This window comes from Microbacterium sp. GW821-FHT01D02 (genome assembly GCF_059422585.1).
Genome location: NZ_JBWKXB010000002.1, coordinates 206,208 through 220,783, shown reverse-complemented (window position 1 = coordinate 220,783; position 14,576 = coordinate 206,208). Strand labels below are relative to the sequence as shown.

Below are 14,576 nucleotides of genomic sequence, written 5' to 3'. Positions count from 1 at the left end.
GAAGAATGTCGATCTACCTCAACAAGGACTCCAAGGTCATCGTCCAGGGCATCACCGGCGGTGAGGGCACCAAGCACACCGCACTGATGCTCAAGGCCGGCACCCAGGTCGTCGGTGGCGTCAACGCCCGCAAGGCCGGCACCACGGTCTCGCACACGGACAAGGACGGCAACGCCGTCGAGCTGCCCGTCTTCGCCTCGGTCGCCGAGGCCATGAAGGAGACCGGCGCCGACGTGTCGATCGCCTTCGTCCCCGGCGCCTTCACGAAGGACGCGATGATCGAGGCCATCGACGCCGAGATCCCGCTGCTCGTCGTCATCACCGAGGGTGTCCCCGTGGGCGACTCGGCCGAGGCCTGGGCCTACGCGCAGAGCAAGGGCAACAAGACCCGCATCATCGGGCCGAACTGCCCCGGCATCATCACGCCGGGCGAGGCGCTCGTGGGCATCACGCCCGCGAACATCACGGGCAAGGGACCGATCGGCCTCGTGTCGAAGTCGGGCACCCTGACCTACCAGATGATGTTCGAGCTGCGCGACCTGGGCTTCTCCACCGCCATCGGCATCGGCGGCGACCCGGTCATCGGCACCACGCACATCGACGCGCTCGCCGCGTTCGAGGCCGACCCCGAGACCAAGGCGATCGTCATGATCGGCGAGATCGGCGGCGACGCCGAGGAGCGTGCGGCCGACTACATCAAGGCGAACGTCACGAAGCCGGTCGTCGGCTACGTCGCGGGCTTCACCGCTCCCGAGGGCAAGACGATGGGCCACGCCGGCGCCATCGTCTCGGGTTCGGCCGGTACCGCTCAGGCGAAGAAGGAGGCCCTCGAGGCCGCCGGCGTCAAGGTCGGCAAGACGCCGTCCGAGACGGCTGACCTGATGCGCGCGATCATCGAAGCGCTCTGATCTGAGCTACGCTTGATCTGAAGGCCCCGGACTCCACTCCGGGGCCTTCTTTCATGCCCGGGTGCCGCGTCGCTTCAGCGGCGGCCCGCCACCGCGTCCAGCACGCCGTCCAGCGCGGCGTGGGCCCGCATCCGCGCCTCGGTGTCGTCCGGGTGCGCGGCGAGCCACAGGGCGAGTTCGTTCATGGCTCCGGAGAGCGCGGCCGTGAGCGGCGCGAGGAGTGCGGGGGAGACCCCTGCTTCGCTCAGACCCGTGCGCAGCTCCTGCTCCGGGCCCTCGGCGTCGAGGCGACGCCACTCCTCCCCGCCGAGCACGGCCGGGCCGTCGACGAGCAGCACGCGCGAGGCCGCTCCGCGCGTGATCGCGTCCAGGAACGCATGACTGCCGTCGCGGAGAGCGGCATCCGGAGCACTGTCTTCCGTGGCGTCGCGGATCGCGTCGGCCACGGACTGCTGCTGGGCAGCCGCGATGTCGCGGAACAGCAGCGGCTTCGACGTGTAGTGGTGGTAGACCGCTCCTCGTGTGACTCCGGCGAGGCGGGCGATCTCGTCGACGGATGCGGTGGCGTACCCGTGCGCGGCGAACTGCGCCGTGGCGACATCGAGGATGCGGCGTGCGGTCTCGGCGGCGTCGGCCGCGGAAGCTCGGGGCATGGGGTTCCCTTACGTGCGGTGTGTATGTATTGTAGCGAGCAGGATACAAACGCACTGTATGTAAAGGGAGAGGCATGGAGATCACGAGCTTCTACCCGGTGCTGATGGTGAACGACGTCGCTGCCACCGCACGCTTCTATCGCGAGGAGCTCGGCTTCGATGTGTCGTTCGAGGCCGACTGGTACGTGAGCCTGCGCTTCGAGGGTGGCGAGCTCGCGATCCTGGACCGCACGCACGAGACCATCCCCGAGGGCTTCCGCGAGCCCGTGCGGGGGCTGCTACTGAACCTGGAGGTGCCGGATGCCGCCGCCGCGCACGCGCGCCTGGTGGGGGAGCGGGGGCTGCCCGAGCGCCTGTCCCTCCGGGAGGAGGACTTCGGTCAGCGCCACTTCATCGTCGAGGCGCCCGGGGGTGTGCTCATCGACGTGATCGAGCCGATCGAGCCGTCGGCGGAGTTCGCGGCCGCCTACGCCTGATATGCGGAAGAGGGGCGGTTGCCGCAGCATCCGCCCCTCTTCCGTGTGATCTCGGTGTCAGATCCCGACGCCGAAGAGAGCCTCGATGGGCCCTCGGGCGAAGAAGATCAGGAACCCGGCGCCGACGACCCACAGCAGCGGGCTGATCGTCTTGGCCTTGCCGGAGAACGCGTGGATGAGCACCCAGCTCACGAAGCCCGCGCCGATGCCGTTCGCGATCGAGTACGTCAGCGGCATGACCGAGACGGTGAGGAACACCGGCAGCAGCACCCGGAAGTCCGTGAAGTCGATGTAGCGGATCTGCGCCATCATCATGGCACCGACGATGATCAGCGCCGCGGCGGCGATCTCGGTGGGGACGATCGACGTCAGCGGCGTCAGGAACATCGCGATCAGGAACACGACGCCGGTGACGACGTTCGCGAGTCCGGTGCGCGCACCCTCGCCGATGCCGGCCCCCGACTCGATGAAGACCGTGCTCGACGAGGAGGAGGTCGCACCACCGGCGATCGCGCCGACGCCCTCGACGACCAGCGCCGACTTGATGCGCGGGAAGTCGCCGTTGTCGTCGGCGAGGTTCGCCTCCTTGGCGAGGCCGGTCATGGTGCCCATGGCGTCGAAGAAGTTCGTGAAGAGCAGCGTGAAGACGATCATCACAATGGCGACGAGGCTGACCTTGCTCAGGTCGAAGCTGAAGTCGACGGCGCCGATCAGGCTCAGGTCGGGCACGCCGACGGGCGAGCCGTTCAGAGCGGGGACCGTCAGGCCCCAGCCGCCCGGGTTGACCACGTTGCCCTCGTCGTCGAAGCCGCGCGGGCCGATGTGCCAGATCGCCTCGACGATGACCGCGAGCACGGTGCCGCCGATGAGGCCGATCAGCATGCCGCCCTTGATCTTGAGCGCGACGAGGATGCCGGTGAGGAGGAGCGTGATCACGAAGAGCAGGCTCGGCACGGTCGCGACCGAGCCGTTGACGCCGAGGCCGACGGGCGGCGAGGACGCGCCGGTGGCGGTGACGAAGCCCGAGTTCACGAAGCCGATGAAGGCGATGAACAGGCCGATGCCGACCGTGATGGCGATCTTGAGCTGGAACGGCACGGCGTCGAAGATCGCCTTCCGCAGCCCGGTGGCGGCGAGCAGCACGATCACGACGCCGTTGATCATCACGAGGGCCATCGCCTCGGGCCAGGTCACCTGACCGACGACCGAGAAGGCGACGAACGCGTTGATGCCGAGGCCGGCGGCGAAGCCGAACGGCAGACGCGTGACGAGTCCGAACAGGATCGTCATCACGCCGGCGGTCAGCGCGGTCGCGGCGCCGACGGCGTTGAAGTCGAGCATGTTCCCGGCGACGTCGGGCTTGCCGGAGAGGATGATCGGGTTGAGGATCACGATGTAGGCCATCGTGACGAACGTCACCAGACCCCCTCGGATCTCGGTGCCGATCGTGGATCCGCGCTTGCTGATCTCGAAGAAGCGGTCCAGGGAATTCTTGGGCTCGGTGGATGCCGGGGCGGGCGGGGCAGTTGTCATCGGGAAACCTCCGGAGAAACGCTATCGTGTCGCCGCCCCCACGCGCGCCCCCAGGGCTTCGTCGGCAACTCGTCGTAGTCTCGAATCGCTATGCAACGCCTCCTCGTCGCGCTCCTCGCCGCCTTCGACGCCGCCATCGCCGCAGCGGTCGGCCTCGTCGTGCTGCTCGCGCCGCTGACGCTGCTGTGGACCGTCGCCTTCGGCATCACCGCCGACTGGGGAGCGCTCTGGCCCCTCACCGGGACCCTCTGGCAGTTCGGGCACGGCGTCCCGCTCGACGTCACGATCCCGAGCGAGCTCCTGGTCGCCCTCGCGATCCCGCCCCAGGCCGCGAACTTCGCGGTGTCGATCACACCGCTGGCGTTCCTGATCTTCACGCTGCTGTTCGCGGCGCGGTCCGGCAAGCGGGCGGCCGATGCCGGAGCGTGGCTGCTGGGCGTGGTGTCGGGGGCCGGTGTGTTCGCGCTCATCGCCGTCGGGGTCTCGCTGTCGACCCGGCTGGAGGCGGTGCAGACGCCCGCTCCGCTGACGATCATCCTCCCCGCAGCGGTCTACCTCGCCGGCGCGCTCTGCGGCGCGGTCCGCGTGGCCTGGGAAGAGGGGGACGGCGGCCTCCTCGATCGTCTCCACGACCGGATCGACGCCCGGGAGGACTGGGCTCCGGTCCCGGCCGCGATCGTCCGCGGCACGGCTTTCACGCTCGTCGCCGTGGTCGGGGCGTCCGCCCTCGCCCTCGCCGTCACGACCCTGTTCCGCGGCGGCGAGGTGGTCGCGCTGTTCCAGACCGCCCGCGTCGACGCCCTCGGCGCGACCGTCATGACGCTCGCGCAGCTCGCCTACCTCCCGACGATGATCGTGTGGGCGGCCTCGTGGCTCGCCGGCCCCGGCTTCGCGGTCGGAGCGGGCACCGCGGTGTCGCCCGCGGGCACCCAGCTGGGCGTCGTTCCCGGCATCCCCCTGTTCGGGCTGCTGCCCGAGAACAGCTCGTTCTGGATGCTCATCGTCGTGCTCGTCCCGGTCGCGGCCGGAGCGTTCGCCGGCTGGGCCGTGCGTTCCCGCCTGGTCTGGGAGGGAACCCCGCTCGGCATGCTGCAGCGCACCGTGATCGCCGTGGGCATCGCCGCCATCAGCGCGGGGATCGCCGGACTCGCCGCCGCTCTCGCGAACGGGTCCATGGGCCCGGGCCGGTTGGCGGTGGTCGGGCCCGCGGTGGTGCCGTTCGCGCTCGCGCTCGGCGCCGAGGTGCTCATCGGCGCGGCGATCCTGCTGCTCGCGCCGCGGAACCGCGATGAGCTGGCCGAGGAGCGCACGGACCGCTGGATCGCCGAGATGACCGAATTCGACCCGGCCGCGGGGTCGGCGGGCGCGGCGGGAGTCCCCGCGGTCGTGCCCTCCGCGTTCGACGACACCGCGCCGCTCGACGATGACCTCCGCCGGTTCGAGCCGCCGGGGAGCGAGCCCGATCGGCGCGACTGACCGCCGCCTCGGCTCCCGTCGTCACCGGGCGGGGGCGGTCCGCGGGCCCCGGTAGACTGAGCGCGTGCTCACGGTCGCCGTTCTCATCTCGGGCGCCGGCTCGAACCTTCGTGCCCTCCTCGAGGCTGCTCGTCATCCCGATTTCCCCGCCAGGGTGATCGTCGTCGGCGCGGATCGCGATGCCGACGGCCTCGCCCACGCCGAGGAGTTCGGCATCCCCAGCTTCACCGTGCCCTGGCACGAGCATGAGAGCCGCGAGGCCTGGGGGGAGGAGCTCGCCCGACAGCTCGCGGTCTGGAAGCCCGACCTGGTGGTCCTCAGCGGGCTCATGCGCCTGCTGCCGCCCTCGGTCGTCGCCGCGTACTCGCCGCGTCTCATCAACACGCACCCGGCCTTCCTGCCGGAGTTCCCCGGTGCGCACGGCGTGCGCGACGCGCTCGCCGCCGGCGTCGACCAGACCGGCGCCAGCGTGATCGTCGTCGACGACGGTGTCGACAGCGGACCGATCCTCGCCCAGGAGCGCGTGCCCGTGCTCCCGGACGACACCGAGCACAGCCTGCACGAGCGCATCAAGCCCGTCGAGCGTCGACTGCTCATCGACGTCGTCCGCGGGATCGCCACCGGCGACCTCGCCCTCACTCCTGCACCCTGACCCCCACCCCGACGCACCCCGCACGAAGGAGCCCATCATGGCCGGCCCCCGCCACGACCCCACGCTCTACCGCGATCGCGACACCGTGCCGATCCGGCGCGCGCTCGTCTCGGTGAGCGACAAGACCGACCTGCTCGTGCTGGCCGCGGCACTCGCGGAAGCCGGCGTGGAGATCGTCTCGACCGGGTCGACCGCTGCGACCATCCGCGAGGCGGGCTTCGCCGTGACCGACGTCGCCGCCGTCACGGGCGTCGCCGAGATGCTCGACGGCCGCGTGAAGACGCTGCACCCCAAGGTCCACGGCGGTCTGCTGGCCGACCTGCGCCTCGAGGAGCACGAGCGGCAGCTCGAGGAGCTCGACATCGCGCCGTTCGAGCTCGTCGTCGTGAACCTGTACCCGTTCGTCGAGACCGTCGCGTCGGGTGCCGTCGGCGATGACGTCGTCGAGCAGATCGACATCGGCGGTCCCGCGATGGTGCGCGCCGCGGCGAAGAACCACGCCAACGTCGCGATCGTCGTGTCGCCGCAGTCCTACCCCGCGATCGTCTCCGCGATCGCCGCCGGGGGCACCTCGGTCGCCCAGCGCCGCGAGCTCGCCGCACGGGCCTTCGCGCACACCGCCGCATACGACACCGCCGTCGCGCAGTGGTTCGCCGAGGGCACGCTCACCGAGCCGGGCGACCTGCCCGCGCACCTGACGATCCAGGCCGAGCGCCTCGCGACCCTCCGCTACGGCGAGAACTCGCACCAGCGCGGAGCGATCTACACCCGCGCCGGCGGCCACGGCATCGCCCAGGCGACCCAGCTGCAGGGCAAGGAGATGTCGTACAACAACTACGTCGACGCGGATGCCGCCCTGCGCGCCGCCTACGACATGGTCAAGCCGGCCGTCGCGATCATCAAGCACGCCAACCCGTGCGGCATCGCGACCACGGCGCCCAACGCCCTGGACCCGATCGCCAGCGCCCACCTGCGCGCCCACGAGTGCGACCCGGTCTCCGCCTACGGCGGGGTCATCGCTGCGAACGGCACCGTCACCCTCAAGATGGCCGAGAACCTCAAGGACATCTTCACCGAGGTGATCGTCGCGCCGTCGTTCGAGCCGGCCGCCCTCGAGGTGTTCAAGGCGAAGAAGAACCTGCGTCTGCTGCAGCTGCCGAAGGACTGGCAGCAGGAGCGCATGGACGTGCGCCTCGTCTCCGGCGGTCTGCTGCTGCAGGACGCCGACCGCTTCCCGGACGACATCGTCTCCGTCGCGAAGAACTGGGAGCTCGTCTCCGGTGAGCGCCCGAGCGACGAGGAGATGGAGAACCTCATCTTCGCGTGGAAGGCCTGCCGCGCCGTGAAGTCGAACGCCATCGTGCTGGCGAAGGACAACGCCACGGTCGGCGTCGGCATGGGCCAGGTCAACCGCGTCGACTCGTGCCGCCTCGCGGTCGAGCGCGCCGGCGACCGCGCTGCCGGATCGGTCGCGTCCTCCGACGCGTTCTTCCCCTTCGCGGACGGCGCCCAGGTGCTGATCGACGCCGGCGTCACCGCCATCGTGCAGCCCGGCGGCTCGGTCCGCGACGGTGAGGTCGTCGACGCCGCGCGCAAGGCCGGCGTGACGATGTTCTTCACCGGGGAGCGTCACTTCTTCCACTGAGCGCTCGCGGATCGCGAGACCCCGCTCCACGCCGAGACCCCGGCCTGCCGATGTTCGCAGGCCGGGGTCTCGGCGCGTGCGGAGGGACTCGGCGACGGCGCCACCGCCGTGTCCGATTTCCGCCAGTCGATGTCCCCGGGGCGTGACAGCATGGAGGCATGAGCTTCCCCGTGATCGATTTCGACGAGCGCTACCGGGCGATCAGCGCGCGCGACACCCGCTTCGACGGGCAGTTCGTCACGGCCGTCCGCTCGACCGGGATCTACTGCCGTCCGAGTTGCCCCGCGCGCACGCCGAAGCCGCAGAACGTGACGTTCTATCCCACGAGCGCTGCGGCGCACGAGGCCGGCTACCGCGCGTGCAAGCGGTGCCTGCCCGAGGCCGCGCCCGGCTCCCCGGCCTGGGACATCCGCGGCGACACCGCGGCGCGGGCCATGCGCCTGATCTCCGACGGCGTCGTGGAGCGCGAGGGCGTGCCGGGCCTGGCCGCCCGTCTCGGCTACTCCAGCCGTCACCTCACGCGCCTGCTGACCACCGAGCTCGGCGCCGGCCCCCTCGCCCTGGCGCGTGCACACCGCGCACACACCGCGCGCATGCTGCTGGTCGGGACAGACATGCCCATCTCCGACGTGGCGTTCTCCGCCGGCTTCGCGAGCATCCGCCAGTGCAACGACACGATCCGCGAGGTGTTCGGCCTCACGCCCGGTGAGCTCCGGGCCCGGCGACGGATGCCCGCCTCGGCGGTCCCCGGGGCGATCGATCTCGTGCTGCCGTATCGCGGCCCGCTCGACGCGAGCGGCATCTTCTCCTGGATGGCGGCGCGCGCGGTCCCCGGGGTCGAGGAGACCACGGCCTCCTCGTTCTCGCGGCACCTGCGGATGCCCGGCGGTCCCGCCTGGTTCGAGGTGCGTCAGGACGAGGCGGAGCGCCTCCACCTGCGAGCCCGGGTCGCGCGGTTGGGCGACCTGGCGCCGCTGGTCTCGACCGTCCGCCGCATCTTCGATCTCGACGCCGACCCGCTGGCCATCGACGAGGCGCTCTCCGCCCACCCCGAACTGGCGCCCCTCGTGGCCCGCACTCCCGGCATCCGCGTGCCCGGGTCGGCCGATCCGCACGAGATGCTCATCCGGGCCATGGTCGGGCAGCAGATCACCGTGGTCGCCGCCCGCACCGCGCTCACCGCCCTCACGGAGGCGCTGGGGGAGCGCACCGAGAGCGGCCTGCTCTTTCCCACGATGGCCGCCATCGCCGAGCACGGCGCCGAGGTCCTCCGCGGACCCGCCGCCCGCATCCGCGCGATCACCGGTGCCGCCGCCGCGCTCGCGGACGGGTCGCTCGCGCTCACGGTGGGCGACGACGGTGGGGAGCAGCGCGAGCGGCTCCTGGCGATGCCCGGCATCGGACCCTGGACCGCCGACTATGTGCGCATGCGCGTGCTCGGCGACCCCGACATCCTGCTGCCGGGCGACGTGGCGCTGCGCGCCGGTGCCGCGGCCTCCGGACTTCCCGGCGAGGCACGACCCCTCACCCTCTGGGCGGAGCGCACCGCCCCCTGGCGCAGCTACCTCAGCGCCCACCTCTGGCGCGCCGCCCCGGTGCGTCCGGCGGGCTCTCGGCGCAGCACCTCCCTGCCACGCGCCGCCCGCACCGAAGACACGACCTCGAAGGAGACCTCATGACCGCCCTGATCCAGACCATCGACACCCCCGACGGCGCGTTCACGATCCTCGCCGACGACCGCCAGCGCGTGCTGTCCTCCGGCTGGACGTCCGACGTCGAGGCGATCCTCGGACGCCTCCCCGCCGCGATCCGTCCCGAGGCCCTCCGCGAGAGTGAGACGGATGCCGCCGCCGCAGCCCTGGCGTACTACGCGGGCGACGTCACGGCCATCGACGCCGTCGCCGTGAAGCAGTCCGGCACCGCGCTGCAGCTCGCCGGCTGGTCGGCCCTGCGCGGCATCGAGCCCGGCGACCCGCTCACCTACACGCGCTTCGCCGCGCGACTGGGCAATCCGAACGCGGTGCGCGCGGCGGCCTCCATCTGCGCCCGCAACGCGCCCGCGCTGTTCGTGCCGTGCCACCGCGTGCTGCGCACCGACGGCAGTCTCGGCGGCTTCGCCTGGGGGCTCGGCGTCAAGGAGAGCCTCCTCGCTCGGGAGGCCGTGACCGGTTGAGGCGGGGTCGTGACCAGGTGACGGGGTCGTGACCAGCTGACGGGGTCGTGACCAGCTGACGGGGATCACGACGAGGGCGCGGGAAGGCGGCTCTCGACGGATCGGGAATGATTCTTGCGTTCAGCTGGTTCACAGCAATAGGCTGGTGGGCTGTCGCGCCAACCGGACGACATCGCCGAGCCCCTGAGGAGGACACCATGACCACGATCGCCACCGCGCGGATCGCAGCTCTCGGCTCGACCCCGGCGCGTCCGCTCTCCTAGAGCCACCCCGCCCCTTCTTCGTCGGATGCCGGACTCTGTGAGTCCGCTCTCGCATCCGTCCCCGCTTCCGCAACCGCTGTCCATACGAAACTCGTCTGAGAGACATGTCCTCCTCGCCTTCCGCGCAGAATCCCTCGCCTTCCTCCACCCTCTCCACTCCGGCCGCACTGTGGCGCCTGAAGCCCTTCGTGAAGCCGGTCATCTGGCGACTCGCCGGCGGTGCCGCCAGCGCGCTCATCGCCGCCATCATCGCCCTGATGATCCCGATCGTGCTCGAGCAGATCATCAGCGGACCGGTCCGCTCCGGTGAGATCAGCGCGATCGTCTGGGGCGCCCTGGCCGTCTTCGCCCTCGCCCTCGGCGAGGCTCTGATGGTCTGGCTGCGCCGCCAGTTCGTGCTCAACCCCTCCACCGAGGTGGAGTACAAGATGCGCACCGAGCTGTACTCGCGTCTGCAGACCCTCCCGGTGTCGTTCCACGACCGGTGGGGCTCCGGCCAGCTGCTCAGCCGCATGATGCAGGACATCGGTCTCATCCGCCGCTGGCTCGCGTTCGGCCTGGTGCTGCTCGTCGTCAACATCCTCACGATCATCATCGGATCCGTGCTGCTGTTCCGCTGGCACTGGCTGCTGGGCACGATCTTCCTCGTGACGGCCATCCCGCTGTGGATCCGCGGCTACCTGTTCGAGAAGCGCTACGGCGCGCTCACCCGCCGCAGCCAGGACCAGGCCGGCGACCTCGCCACCAGCGTCGAGGAGAGCGTGCACGGCATCCGCGTGCTGAAGGCGTTCGGTCGCGGCAAGCACGCGCTCAGCCGCTTCAGCCGCCAGGCGGAGACGCTGCGCGAGACCGAGATGAGCAAGGCCGGCGCGATCGCGTCGATCTGGTTCTGGCTCGACCTCATGCCGCAGATCGCCTTCGGCCTGAGCCTCATCTCCGGCATCTGGCTGATCTCGGTCGGACAGATCGACGAGGCGCAGCTGTTCGCGTTCTTCGCGATGGCCGTCGTGCTCCGCTGGCCCATCGAGTCGATCGGGTTCCTGTTCTCGTTCATGCTCGACGCCCGCACGGCGACCGACCGCGTGTTCGACATCTTCTCCGAGATCAACACGATCACGGACCCGGAGAACCCGGTGCACATCGAGAACCCGCGCGGAGAGCTCGCGTTCGAGAACGCGCACTTCCGCTACCAGGACGCGGGTACGCACGAGCGCGACCTGCTCGACGGCATCGACCTGGTGCTGCGTCCCGGCGAGACCATGGCGCTGGTGGGGCTCACCGGCAGCGGCAAGACCACGCTCACCACGCTCCCGACGCGTCTGTACGACGTGACGGGCGGCAAGGTGACCCTCGACGGCGTCGACGTGCGCGATCTCCCGCTCTCCGAGCTCCGACAGCACATCGCCATGGCGTTCGAGGACGCGACGCTGTTCTCGGCGACCGTGCGCGAGAACGTGCTGCTCGGCCGTGCCGATCTCGACGTGCACAGCGACGAGGGGGAGCGCGTGCTCCGCGAGGCTCTCGACGTCGCCCAGGCGTCGTTCGTGGACTCGCTGCCCGACGGCGTGGAGACGGTCATCGGCGAAGAGGGGCTCAGCCTCTCCGGTGGTCAGCGTCAGCGACTCGCCCTCGCCCGCGCGGTGGCGGCGAAGCCGAAGGTGCTCGTGCTCGACGACCCGCTGTCCGCGCTCGACGTCGACACCGAGGCCCTCGTGGAGGAAGCCCTCCGCCACGTGCTGGCCGACACCACGGCCATGATCGTGGCGCACCGTCCGTCGACGGTCGCGCTCGCCGACCGCGTCGCCCTGCTCGAGGCCGGTCGGGTGACGGCCGTCGGCACCCACTCCGACCTGCTGAAGACGAGCCGGCACTACCGTCACGTCATCTCCAGCCTGGAAGCAGAGGAGGCGGCGCGCACCGGCGCGATCCCCGTGATCCGCGATGAACAGGCCCGGATCGACGAAGAGGTCCGCGAGGGCCTCGGGATGCAGGCCGCCGACGAAGACCCGATCACCGAGAAGGAGGTGCAGCGATGAGCTCCGCCATCACCGGAACCCAGGACGAAGACCGTTCCGAGTACACCCGCGAGGAGAGCAAGGCGATCCGTCGTCGGTCCCTCCGACTGCTCGGATCCCTGGTCAGCCCGCTGAAGCCGCAGATCGTGCTGGCCGCCGTGGTGCTGGTCATCTCGACGGCGCTCCAGGTCGCGGGACCGATCCTCATCAGCATCGGTCTCGACCGGGCGCTGCCCGCCGTCCTGAAGGATGCGGACTGGATGCCGACCTTCGTGGTCGGCGGCATCTACCTGGTCGCCGGCGCCCTCGCCGCCGTCCTGATCGCCTGGTACGTCATCATCGCCGCCAAGCTCACGCAGGCGGTGCTGCTCGATCTGCGCAAGCGGATCTTCCTGCACACCCAGCGCCTGAGCCTGGAGTTCCACGAGTCGTACACGTCCGGCCGCATCATCTCGCGCCAGACCAGTGACCTCGACTCGATCAAGGAGCTTCTCGACGGCGGTCTGAACGAGCTCGTCTCCGGCGTGCTGTTCGGACTCTTCACCTTCATCGCGCTGTGCATCTGGGACTGGCAGTCCGGTCTCATCCTCGCGCTCGGCGGCGTGCCGCTGTTCTTCCTGATGAAGTGGTTCTACTCCCGGTCGCAGCTCGTGTACCGCGAGTCCCGCGTGATCAGCGCGAAGGTGATCGTGCAGTTCGTCGAGACGATGACCGGCATCCGCGCGGTGAAGGCGTTCCGCAAGGAGCCGCGCAACGACAAGGCGTTCCAGGAGATCGCGGGCGAGTACCGCGACGTCAACCGCCGGTCGATGCTGCTGTTCGGGACGTTCGAGCCGGGCCTCATGGGCGTCGCGGCACTGGTGCTCGGCATCGTCGTGCTCTGGGGCGGCATCCGCGTGTCCGAGGGCGTGCTCACCGTCGGTGTGCTGCTGTCGGCCGTGCTGTACGTGCGCAACTTCTTCGCGCCGATGCAGGAGATCGCGATGTTCCTGAACTCCTACCAGTCGGCCACGGCCGCGCTGGAGAAGGTGTCGGGCGTGCTCGAGGAGGTGCCGACGGTTCCGGACCCCGAGAAGCCGGTCGACCTCTGGGAGTCCCGCGGTCACATCGAGTTCGACGAGGTGACGTTCGGATACAACGGCGAGAAGACGATCCTCCCGAACTTCTCGCTCGACATCCCCGCCGGTCAGACCATCGCGCTGGTGGGCACGACCGGTGCGGGCAAGTCCACGCTGGCGAAGCTCATCTCGCGCTTCTACGACCCCTCCCGGGGCCGCGTCACCCTCGACGGGGTCGACCTGCGTTCGCTGCACCCGAAGGACCTCCGCCGGGCGATCGTCATGGTCACCCAGGAGGCCTACCTGTTCAGCGGGACCGTCGCCGACAACATCGCGCTGGGCAAGCCCGACGCGACGCTCGACGAGATCAGGGCGGCGGCACGGGCGGTCGGTGCGGACGAGTTCATCTCTTCGCTGCCCGACGGGTACGGCACCGACGTGAACAAGCGCGGTGGACGGGTCTCGGCCGGTCAGCGCCAGCTCATCTCGTTCGCCCGGGCCTTCCTCGCCGACCCGGCGGTGCTGATCCTCGACGAGGCGACGGCATCGCTGGACATCCCGTCCGAGCGCCTGATCCAGGACGCACTGCAGACCCTGCTCAAGGACCGCACCGCGATCATCATCGCGCACCGTCTCTCGACGGTCGCGATCGCCGACCGGGTGCTGGTGATGGAGCACGGGCGGATCATCGAGGATGACAGCCCGGATGCCCTCATCGGCGGAACGGGCAAGTTCGCGCAGCTGCACGCGGCCTGGCAGGAGACGCTGGTCTGAGCATGCCTGTGACGGCGGCGGCCACGCACGACCTCACCGACTCGGTGGGGCGGGCGTGGCCGCGGTCGTCCCGGCGGGTCTCGGTCGTTGCGGGAGAGCGCGGAGACCGACGCGTGGGTAGCATCGAGGTATGGACCCGTTGCTGCTCGCTGCCGAGTGGTGGTGGATCGCGCCGACCGCGGTCGCCGCGGGAACGGTCGGGGTGATGGGTCTTCGTCGACGCAGCAGCACCGTGAGCGGACGTCGTCTCGCCGTCGACGCCGCGCGCCACGACCTCAGGGAAGCGCAGCTGGTCGCGGGCGAGCGGCGCACCGCGCTGAAGATCGCCCGAGCCGATCTCGCTCGCGTCTCCGCCGAGCGGGCGGCGCAGCGAGCGACCGCCGAGCAGGTCGCCGGAGCCCGCCGGATGCTCCGCGAGAGGGAGCGCGACGCGAAGGCCGCCTCCGCCGATGTGCGCGCGCGTCAGGTCCGGCTCAACGCCGCGAGGGCCGCCGTGCCCTCGGCGTCGGAGCCGCGCCCCCTGGAGCGACTGCACGCCGCGCATGACGCGGTGACGACGCGGTGGATGCGCTACGAGACCGACCCCGCCCTGCAGATCGCCTATCCGGCCATGACCGACGTCAAGAATCCCGCCACGGCCGCGTACTTCCGTGCCGCCGGACACGCCGTCGACAGGCGACGCGAGGCGGCGGGCAAGGTCACCCCCGCGGAGTTCGCTGCGTACCGTGACGCGGTCGCCGAGCTGGAGCGGGCGTTCGAGGCGGCCGAGCACGCTGCGAAGGTGCAGGCGGGCGAGGCACCGTCGAACGCGGCCTGGCAGGATGCCGCGCAGGACATGCTCAGTCGCTCGGCCGAGGCCATCGACCGCGCCGCCGGTGCCGCTGCCGCCGCACTCTCGTCCTGGACGAGCCGCGGGCGCAAGGGCCCGCCGCCCGACCAGCAGCGCTGAC

Annotated in this window: 12 protein-coding genes; 10 read left to right on the top strand and 2 right to left on the bottom strand. The window is 70.6% G+C overall.

All coding sequences use genetic code 11. The features are described 5' to 3' along the window. Window positions 1–5 precede the first annotated feature (5 nt). Window positions 6–908, top strand: coding sequence for a succinate--CoA ligase subunit alpha (gene sucD / locus AC07VM_RS09810; RefSeq protein WP_021198863.1), 903 nt, complete (start codon window positions 6–8; stop codon window positions 906–908). 74 nt (window positions 909–982) lie between these two features. Here the strand turns inward: sucD and AC07VM_RS09805 are convergent, their stop codons facing one another. Beyond that, window positions 983–1,561 carry a TetR family transcriptional regulator gene (locus AC07VM_RS09805; RefSeq protein WP_494910953.1) on the bottom strand — a complete coding sequence of 193 codons (579 nt, stop codon included), beginning with the start codon at window positions 1,559–1,561 and terminating at the stop codon, window positions 983–985. A 74-nt stretch (window positions 1,562–1,635) separates the two neighbouring features. On the opposite strand from AC07VM_RS09805, the gene AC07VM_RS09800 reads away from it, so the two are divergent. After that, complete coding sequence (locus tag AC07VM_RS09800) at window positions 1,636–2,037, top strand: VOC family protein (protein ID WP_494910951.1); 402 nt, start codon at window positions 1,636–1,638, stop codon at window positions 2,035–2,037. A 57-nt stretch (window positions 2,038–2,094) separates the two neighbouring features. On the opposite strand, the gene AC07VM_RS09795 is transcribed toward AC07VM_RS09800, so the two are convergent. After that, entirely contained in the window at window positions 2,095–3,570 is a 1,476-nt protein-coding gene (locus AC07VM_RS09795) for an NCS2 family permease (protein ID WP_267417624.1), read from the bottom strand. Window positions 3,571–3,660: 90 nt separating this feature from the next. Here AC07VM_RS09795 and AC07VM_RS09790 point away from each other — a divergent pair, with 90 nt between their 5' ends. From AC07VM_RS09790 to AC07VM_RS09755, 8 genes are all read left to right on the top strand, one after another. Continuing rightward, window positions 3,661–5,046 (top strand): cell division protein PerM, encoded by a 1,386-nt coding sequence (locus tag AC07VM_RS09790; protein ID WP_494910949.1) that lies wholly within the window; start codon window positions 3,661–3,663, stop codon window positions 5,044–5,046. A 64-nt stretch (window positions 5,047–5,110) separates the two neighbouring features. Beyond that, complete coding sequence (purN, locus tag AC07VM_RS09785) at window positions 5,111–5,698, top strand: phosphoribosylglycinamide formyltransferase (RefSeq protein WP_267417626.1); 588 nt, start codon at window positions 5,111–5,113, stop codon at window positions 5,696–5,698. A gap of 37 nt (window positions 5,699–5,735) precedes the next feature. Beyond that, window positions 5,736–7,343 (top strand): bifunctional phosphoribosylaminoimidazolecarboxamide formyltransferase/IMP cyclohydrolase, encoded by a 1,608-nt coding sequence (purH, locus tag AC07VM_RS09780; RefSeq protein WP_267417627.1) that lies wholly within the window; start codon window positions 5,736–5,738, stop codon window positions 7,341–7,343. A gap of 158 nt (window positions 7,344–7,501) precedes the next feature. Further along, the gene (locus tag AC07VM_RS09775; RefSeq protein ID WP_494910946.1) at window positions 7,502–9,022 is read left to right on the top strand and encodes a DNA-3-methyladenine glycosylase 2 family protein; all 1,521 of its coding nucleotides are present in this window, start codon (window positions 7,502–7,504) and stop codon (window positions 9,020–9,022) included. After that, window positions 9,019–9,516, top strand: coding sequence for a methylated-DNA--[protein]-cysteine S-methyltransferase (locus AC07VM_RS09770; RefSeq protein WP_494910944.1), 498 nt, complete (start codon window positions 9,019–9,021; stop codon window positions 9,514–9,516). The genes AC07VM_RS09775 and AC07VM_RS09770 overlap by 4 nt, the downstream gene beginning before the upstream one ends. Before the next feature lie 367 nt (window positions 9,517–9,883). Then, on the top strand, window positions 9,884–11,815 hold the full coding sequence (locus AC07VM_RS09765) for an ABC transporter ATP-binding protein (RefSeq protein ID WP_494910943.1): 1,932 nt from the start codon (window positions 9,884–9,886) through the stop codon (window positions 11,813–11,815). Beyond that, window positions 11,812–13,626 carry an ABC transporter ATP-binding protein gene (locus AC07VM_RS09760; RefSeq protein ID WP_494910941.1) on the top strand — a complete coding sequence of 605 codons (1,815 nt, stop codon included), beginning with the start codon at window positions 11,812–11,814 and terminating at the stop codon, window positions 13,624–13,626. The genes AC07VM_RS09765 and AC07VM_RS09760 overlap by 4 nt, the downstream gene beginning before the upstream one ends. A 130-nt stretch (window positions 13,627–13,756) precedes the next feature. Beyond that, window positions 13,757–14,575: a hypothetical protein gene (locus AC07VM_RS09755; RefSeq protein ID WP_494910939.1), complete on the top strand. Its 819-nt coding sequence runs from the start codon at window positions 13,757–13,759 to the stop codon at window positions 14,573–14,575. Window position 14,576: the final 1 nt, after the last annotated feature.

Bases quoted from the DNA above. Each gene is read 5' to 3' on its own strand.
- sucD (WP_021198863.1), top strand. From the start codon at position 6: ATGTCGATCTACCTCAACAAGGACTCCAAGGTCATCGTCCAGGGCATC.
- AC07VM_RS09805 (WP_494910953.1), bottom strand. From the start codon at position 1,561: ATGCCCCGAGCTTCCGCGGCCGACGCCGCCGAGACCGCACGCCGCATC.
- AC07VM_RS09800 (WP_494910951.1), top strand. From the start codon at position 1,636: ATGGAGATCACGAGCTTCTACCCGGTGCTGATGGTGAACGACGTCGCT.
- AC07VM_RS09795 (WP_267417624.1), bottom strand. From the start codon at position 3,570: ATGACAACTGCCCCGCCCGCCCCGGCATCCACCGAGCCCAAGAATTCC.
- AC07VM_RS09790 (WP_494910949.1), top strand. From the start codon at position 3,661: ATGCAACGCCTCCTCGTCGCGCTCCTCGCCGCCTTCGACGCCGCCATC.
- purH (WP_267417627.1), top strand. From the start codon at position 5,736: ATGGCCGGCCCCCGCCACGACCCCACGCTCTACCGCGATCGCGACACC.
- AC07VM_RS09775 (WP_494910946.1), top strand. From the start codon at position 7,502: ATGAGCTTCCCCGTGATCGATTTCGACGAGCGCTACCGGGCGATCAGC.
- AC07VM_RS09770 (WP_494910944.1), top strand. From the start codon at position 9,019: ATGACCGCCCTGATCCAGACCATCGACACCCCCGACGGCGCGTTCACG.
- AC07VM_RS09765 (WP_494910943.1), top strand. From the start codon at position 9,884: ATGTCCTCCTCGCCTTCCGCGCAGAATCCCTCGCCTTCCTCCACCCTC.
- AC07VM_RS09760 (WP_494910941.1), top strand. From the start codon at position 11,812: ATGAGCTCCGCCATCACCGGAACCCAGGACGAAGACCGTTCCGAGTAC.
- AC07VM_RS09755 (WP_494910939.1), top strand. From the start codon at position 13,757: ATGGACCCGTTGCTGCTCGCTGCCGAGTGGTGGTGGATCGCGCCGACC.